Genomic DNA, 6,976 nt, shown 5'->3' with positions numbered 1-6,976 from the left:
GTCAGAAATATACCGGCGGCTTTGTATAAGGCTCTCGGTGGTTTTGCCACCAACGGTGTCAATATGATCAAGCTTGAGAGCTATATGGATGGTGGAACCATGGAAGCGAGTCATTTTCATATTGATGTCGATGGACATTATCGTCAGCAAGCGCTTCAGAATGCTTTGGAAGAATTGAACTTTTTCGCGAAGGAGGTACGGATATTGGGTTCGTATCCGGCGCATAAGTATCGTCGGAAGCATGAGTTTGTGTGAGATTTTTGTAGGCGGCCCCGCCTTGTCTACTTCGGATTATTCCCATACATACAAAAAGCCTCATATGAGGCTTTTTTTGATTTCATTACGTTTAGAAGTTGCGAACTAAACGCAAACCAAAGGTTCTTGGTGGGTTGATGTCTTTGGTTACACCGACACTATCCAGGCTTAAAGGGCTACCAGGAAACTCTCGAGTGGAAGTTGAATACGCTTTATTCGTTAGGTTTTCAACGTAAACTTCTGCTTCCCACATTTCATCTGCACTCTCATAACCGAACCTCGCATTCACTAAAGCATAAGCCCCCTGATAAGAGGTTTCATGGTTCGGCGCAGTAAAGTACTGCTCATCCTGCCACGCATACTCCAAGCGGTAACTTAACGTACCACTTGGCAAGTCATGAAAGTACTGGCCAGCCAAACTAACTTTATGAGCTGGAGATGCAACCATATCATCCCCAGAAGCATCCTGTTCAGGCTGAGCAATCGAGCTATCAGCGTTTACAACTGGCGGAATGATATAATTATCATATTCTGCATTCAAAAACGCATAATTCATTTCTATCGCCAGGTTATAGGTTGGCATCCACTTATTTTCAATCTCAAGTCCAAAAATATTCGCTTCTGCAGCATTAGAAACATTCAATACACCTGGACTTGTAAACTCTGATACCTGCAAGTCCTGATAGTCGCTATAAAATAAAGCTATGTTTGAATGTAGTTTTTTATCTAATAGCTGGAACTTACTACCTATTTCGTAGGACCAAACCTTCTCGGGAGAATACTCTGGCGAAGCATCCGTCATGTTGTAACCGCCGCTTTTGAAACCGCGTTTGACACTGCTATACACCATCGTTCCAGAATCATATGTATAATCAAGCGAGAACGATGGGCTCCATGAGTCCCAAGAATTAGAGGGCGACGCAGAAAAATCTAATGTAGGATCTGCGTGATCATACACATTGTCAAATTCTTTTTCTTCACTGCTGTAACGCAAACCCAGAGTTGTATTCAGCCGATCCGTTATTGAGTAGGTTCCTTGCCCAAAGAGCGCATACGCCTGTGTTTCGTTTTTGGAGTCTACGACAACAATTGTAGAGTTAATGGCAGTGTCAGATTCATGCTCTTCTTGCAAATAATATGCACCTGCCACCCATTTTAGCCTGTCACCTTGATATTGAAGACGCAGTTCTTCCGAGAGCATATTCTGCTGCTCTTCATACTCTGTCACCAGATACACCACATCGCTACCATCTGTATCTTCCTTTAACTTGAGATCTAGGTCTCTATACCCTGTCAGAGAAACCAAGGTTAATTCAGGAGATATTTTTCGCGTATACTCGATTGAGGCGCCATAGTTTTTGCTTTCTGTATAGGGGTCAACATCATTGACATTAACCGACCATGGATCACTAGGAACTATTGCTCCTGCTGCTAATGTACCTGCTGCACCATCCGAGTTCACAAGCGTCGTCTTATAAGCCGCTGGATTCCTATCAATATCTGAATAATCTGCCCTTAACACTAACTCGCTTTTGTCATCGAGCAAAAAGCGCAATGCCCCGCGAGTCGCTAAAGAGTCGTCATCCAATAAACCATCAACACCTGTTGCAGCAGTATTCTTGACGTAAGGATCGTGATCGGTCTTAACAACAGCTAAACGGCCTAGAACCTTATCCTCAGAAATTGTGCCGTTTATCATGCCGCCTACGCTGCGAAAACTATACGAGCCAACTTCTGCGAATAGCTTACCGCTAGACTCCGCTTCTGGTTTTTTAGTGATCAGGTTAATCGTACCGCCGGTAGAGTTTCGACCATACAAAGTACCTTGTGGCCCACGCAGTATTTCGACTCGTTCAACGTCGAGAAAGTCTTCAAGAATTGAGGTTGTTCTAGATTGGTAAACACCATCGACGTGAACGGTGACACTTGGGTCTGAACCAATAAAGTCCAGGTTACTACCAATACCACGCATGTAGAGCCGTGCAGACTAGCCATTATGTGTAAGGTTCAACCCCGGCGTTTGCATACGCAGGTCTTTGATATTTCCAATACCAGCATCGCTCATATCTTCTTCGGTGTAGGCCGAAATTGCTGCCGGTACTTCTTGGAGCTTCACCTCGCCTTCTTTGGTCCCCGTTACCGTCACATCCTTTAGTTTTAATGGCTGCTTTGCTTCTGTCGGCGAGTGTCCATCGGCCCAAGCCGTCGCTGACAATATAGAGCAAAGTAGAATGGAAGATGAGGTAAAAATCGGCTTGCGAGACATTTAAACTATTCTCTTAGATTTTTTCGCGACTACGTACTGGACATCCAGTAGATATCATTATTTCGTAGCTCGCTTTTTTATACTATTTATAGTCTTTTGACTATAGGATAGATCCGTAAAAATACCAGCCTCAAAGCGCTCTAGAATACTCACTACTATTTTTGTCCCACTGATGGAAATTCTGTGTTAACGTAGCACTTCGTTTCCCCAATATTATTTTCTATTTTCTGCGAAAAACGGATTTATGACTGCTATCGCCGCGATCGACCTTCAGGAAGCTTCTGAACACCCTCATATCCCAACGCTTTCCCAACTGAGTTTATGGGTTGATGCCGCTCTTAAAGCCTCACTTCATGATAGGAAAAAGCACGAACAAGAATATGAGCTTACCGTTCGTATTGTCGACAAGGAAGAAAGCCAATCATTGAATAGCCAGTATCGCGGCAAAGATAAACCCACTAATGTTTTGTCTTTTCCTTTCGAAGCGCCAGCCGAGATTGAGCTTAACCTTTTGGGCGATTTGGTAATCTGTGCCCCTGTGGTAGCAAAGGAAGCAGCGGAACAGTCGAAGCAAGAAATAGCTCACTGGGCTCATATGGTGGTTCATGGCACTTTGCACCTGCAGGGCTACGACCATATCGAGGACGATGAAGCAGATATGATGGAGGCGCTTGAGGTGAAAATTCTGGCTGAACTTGGCTTTCCAGACCCTTACACTGAGATCGTCGAAGATGATACTATTGCAAACCACGATACAGCATAGGATTCGCTAGAAAACGTTTATGAACGAAGATAACTCAAAACCTCCGAGTAGCCAGTCAGGCCATAGTAAAGCCAAGCAAGAACATAAAAATAGTTCAAAAGGCTGGTTTGAAAAACTCACCCAGGCTTTTTCAGATGAGCCTGCGTCGCTGCGCGATATTATGGATATTCTCCGTACCGCAGAAGACCGAAACGTTCTCGATGCTGACTCGCTCAGTATTATCGAAGGCGCGATGCAAGTCACCGACATGCAAGTTCGCGAAGTGATGATTCCCCGCTCCCAGATGATTACCGTACGCGCGACGCTTGAGCCTGAAGAGTATATGCATAGCATTATCGAGTCTNCTCACTCACGTTTTCCGGTTATTGGCGAGTCAACTGACGATATTATCGGTATTTTGCTTGCTAAAGATTTACTGCCCCTAGCGATAAAAGGACAACTTAGCAAAAACAAGATTTCTGAGGCTTTACGGCCAGCGACGGTTGTACCTGAGAGCAAGCGATTAAATCAGCTTCTTAAGGAGTTTAAGCAAAACCGTAATCATATGGCAATTGTTGCCGATGAGTATGGCGGTATTGCCGGGCTTGTAACGATTGAAGATATTCTTGAGCAGATCGTGGGCGAGATCGAAGATGAGCACGACATCGATGACGAAGCGTTAATTAAGCCTCTTACTGATGGCGAGTATAACGTAAAGGCCATCACCCCTATTGATGAATTTAATGAGTACTTTTCAACGGAACTGCCAGATAAGGAATTCGACACCATTGGAGGCCTGATTCTGAAGAAGTTCGAACGCCTGCCCCGCCGCGGTGATACAACTCTTATGTATGGCTTTAAAGTAACAGTACTTAATGCTGATAACCGAAGCATTCGCTTGGTGAAGATAGAGAAGAATTGATATTCCAGCGGTTTCAATGGGGTCAGACTCGATTGAAACCGCAATATTTTCAATCGAGTCTGACCCCATTGAAATTTGACACTCCATGAACCTATTCCCGTCTCTGCCCAAGCCCTTAATTTTCATTTGCCTGTTAGTAGCCGGTGCACTGCAAACCTTCACACTTGCCCCATATGGCTTATGGCTACTAGGCCCTATTTCGATTGCATTGATACTACTTTGCACGCAAGCCTTAAAACCTTCAGGCAAAGCCGAGAAAGGTTTTTTGTATGGTTGGATATTTGGCTTAGGGCTTTTTGGTTCAGGCGCTTCGTGGGTTTACGTTAGTATTAACACCTATGGCAATGCGCCACCAGTGCTTGCAGGTGGCTTAACTGTCATTTTTGTTGCTGGCTTGGCCCTGTTTAGCGCTTTGAACTTCTGGCTCTACTTCAAACTACGCGGTGACAACACATTAATAAACAGCTTTTTATTTACCGCGATATGGGTCTTGGGTGATGGTTTTCGGACTGTATTCCTAACGGGTTTCCCCTGGCTATTTTTGGGCTATTCGCATCTTGAGTCACCTTTAAGCGGTTGGATCCCGGTGATTGGTGTACACGGGCTTACCTTCATTGTTGCACTAAGCGGCACCGCTTTAGCCTTGTTGTTAGCTTCTGATACTAAGCAGCACAAGTTCGGTTTACTCGCTTTTGCACTGATCTTCTGGATTAGCGGGCCTGCATTAAGCACCATTAACTGGAGCCAAAGTAAAGTTAGCAATACTGAAGATTCTAAAGATGAGCTCAGCGTCGCGCTGATTCAGACTAATATTCCCCAAGAACTTAAATGGCGACGTTCACAAATTCCAAAAACCTTAAAACTACTCGAGACCATGAGCGAGCAGGCCTGGCAGAGTGATGTGATTGTTTGGCCAGAAACGGCGGTGCCCAGGTTATATGACCAGGCCCTTCCATTTTTGAATGTAATGTCTGAACTGGCGAAAGCGAATAATAGTAATATTTTCAGCGGCATCCCCTTTCGACACATCGATAGAGAGAGCGGTCGCCAGGTTTACCACAACAGTATTGTTAGTCTTGGTGCGCGTGAAGCAGAAGGCGAAAGTATCTACCATAAACAGAAATTGGTTCCCTTTGGGGAATATGTTCCGCTGGAAGATTTATTGCGTGGCCTGATCGACTTCTTCAACCTACCCATGTCTGACTTTCGAACCGGTGCAGAAGACCAAGCCTTGCTAAAGTCCTTCGACTATCAAGTGGCGCCATTTATTTGCTATGAAGTGGTCTACCCTGATTTTGTTGCCAAGCAGTCGGCCGACGCAGATTACCTGATCACCATCAGTAACGACAGTTGGTTTGGCACCTCGATAGGCCCGCTTCAACATTTGGAAATGGCGCAGATGCGTGCTGCTGAAAATGCCCGCTACATGGTGCGCGGCACCAATAATGGGGTTAGTGCGATCATCGACGAGCGCGGAAAGATTACAGCCCAAAGTGAGCAATTTGTACAAACGATTTTGTTTTCTAAAATTCGTTTACTGGAAGGACGCACACCTTTTTCACACACTGGTTCCACTCCCCTATTTTGGTTTTGTGCTCTGCTCGTTTTAGTACTAAGAGTCAGGCGCTGAAAAGCATCAACAGAAGCGTGAAAAGCACCGTAATCTAGGCTAGAATAGCCGGCTGGTTTTAGTCGGCTTGATGCTTTATCCATCTTTAAGCGCCAAGCTTCTAAAAAGTACCTTATTTTTCACTCTTTATAAAAACACGCGACATTGAAGACTCTCATGCAAGAACATTATCAACCGCAGCAAATAGAAGAAAAAGCCCGTAAATTTTGGCAAGACAACAACAGCTTTGCTGTCACTGAAGACGAAACAAAAGAGAAATACTACTGCCTGTCCATGTTCCCTTATCCGAGCGGAAAACTACATATGGGCCACGTGCGTAACTACACCATTGGCGATGTTGTTTCTCGCTATCAGCGCATGCAAGGCAAAAACGTAATGCAACCAATGGGTTGGGATGCTTTTGGTCTTCCTGCAGAGAATGCTGCGATCAATAACAAGGTAGCACCTGCCAAGTGGACCTACGAAAATATCGAATACATGAAGACTCAGTTGAACGCACTGGGCTTTGGCTACGACTGGAGTCGCGAACTGGCGACCTGTCAGCCTGAGTACTACAAGTGGGAACAGTGGTTCTTCACCAAGCTTTACGAGAAAGGTTTGGTTTACAAGAAGAACGCAACCGTCAACTGGGACCCTGTCGACCAAACTGTTTTGGCAAACGAACAGGTTGTTGATGGCCGCGGCTGGCGCTCTGGTGCTTTGGTCGAGCGTAAAGAAATTCCACAATGGTTTATCAAGATTACTGATTATGCTGAAGAGCTGTTGGCAGATCTCGATCAGTTAGATGAGTGGCCTGAGCAGGTCAAAACCATGCAGCGCAACTGGATCGGCCGCTCTGAAGGTTTGGAATTCTCATTCGACCTAGCAGGTCGAGATGACAAGCTAAGCGTTTATACCACTCGCCCAGATACTTTAATGGGTGTGACCTACGTTGCAGTTGCTTCCCAGCACCCTCTTGCTCTTGAAGCGGCAGGGAATAATGCTGAGGTGAAAGCCTTTGTTGAAGAGTGTAAGAACAACAAAGTCGCTGAAGCAGATATGGCGACGATGGAGAAAAAAGGTATTCCAACCGGCTTTACTGCTATCCACCCAATTACGGGCGAAGAAGTACCTGTTTGGACGGCTAATTTTGTCTTGATGGATTACGGTTCAGGTGCGGTT

The 6,976-nt window shown here is 45.2% G+C and carries 6 protein-coding genes and 1 pseudogene; 5 read left to right on the top strand and 2 right to left on the bottom strand.

Features of this window, described 5'->3' with window-relative positions; genetic code table 11:
- Positions 1 to 255 (top strand): annotated as a pseudogene (locus tag A3735_RS30945) (prephenate dehydratase); the annotation flags it as partial.
- A gap of 91 nt (positions 256 to 346) precedes the next feature.
- Here the strand turns inward: A3735_RS30945 and A3735_RS12570 are convergent.
- The gene (locus A3735_RS12570; protein WP_068638133.1) at positions 347 to 2,227 is read right to left on the bottom strand and encodes a TonB-dependent receptor; all 1,881 of its coding nucleotides are present in this window, start codon (positions 2,225 to 2,227) and stop codon (positions 347 to 349) included.
- Positions 2,228 to 2,242: 15 nt separating this feature from the next.
- Positions 2,243 to 2,521, bottom strand: a complete 279-nt coding sequence (locus tag A3735_RS12565) for a hypothetical protein (RefSeq protein ID WP_068553444.1) — start codon at positions 2,519 to 2,521, stop codon at positions 2,243 to 2,245.
- Between the two features lie 244 nt (positions 2,522 to 2,765).
- Here A3735_RS12565 and ybeY point away from each other — a divergent pair, with 244 nt between their 5' ends.
- From ybeY to leuS, 4 genes are all read left to right on the top strand, one after another.
- On the top strand, positions 2,766 to 3,284 hold the full coding sequence (gene ybeY, locus A3735_RS12560; protein WP_068506684.1) for an rRNA maturation RNase YbeY: 519 nt from the start codon (positions 2,766 to 2,768) through the stop codon (positions 3,282 to 3,284).
- Positions 3,285 to 3,303: 19 nt separating this feature from the next.
- Positions 3,304 to 4,185, top strand: coding sequence for an HlyC/CorC family transporter (locus A3735_RS12555; protein WP_068638130.1), 882 nt, complete (start codon positions 3,304 to 3,306; stop codon positions 4,183 to 4,185).
- Between the two features lie 85 nt (positions 4,186 to 4,270).
- The gene (gene lnt / locus A3735_RS12550; RefSeq protein WP_068506687.1) at positions 4,271 to 5,815 is read left to right on the top strand and encodes an apolipoprotein N-acyltransferase; all 1,545 of its coding nucleotides are present in this window, start codon (positions 4,271 to 4,273) and stop codon (positions 5,813 to 5,815) included.
- Between the two features lie 156 nt (positions 5,816 to 5,971).
- On the top strand, positions 5,972 to 6,976 hold a 1,005-nt coding region (leuS, locus tag A3735_RS12545), incomplete at its 3' end, for a leucine--tRNA ligase (protein ID WP_068638128.1).

The organism is Oleiphilus sp. HI0061 (genome assembly GCF_001635675.1).
The sequence above is the reverse complement of the archived record's forward strand: the minus strand, read 5'-3'. Positions and strand labels throughout refer to the sequence as shown.

Coding starts and splice junctions, on each gene's coding strand:
- A3735_RS12565 (WP_068553444.1), bottom strand. CDS start 2,521: ATGTCTCGCAAGCCGATTTTTACCTCATCTTCCATTCTACTTTGCTCT.
- ybeY (WP_068506684.1), top strand. CDS start 2,766: ATGACTGCTATCGCCGCGATCGACCTTCAGGAAGCTTCTGAACACCCT.
- lnt (WP_068506687.1), top strand. CDS start 4,271: ATGAACCTATTCCCGTCTCTGCCCAAGCCCTTAATTTTCATTTGCCTG.
- A3735_RS12570 (WP_068638133.1), bottom strand. CDS start 2,227: ATGCGTGGTATTGGTAGTAACCTGGACTTTATTGGTTCAGACCCAAGT.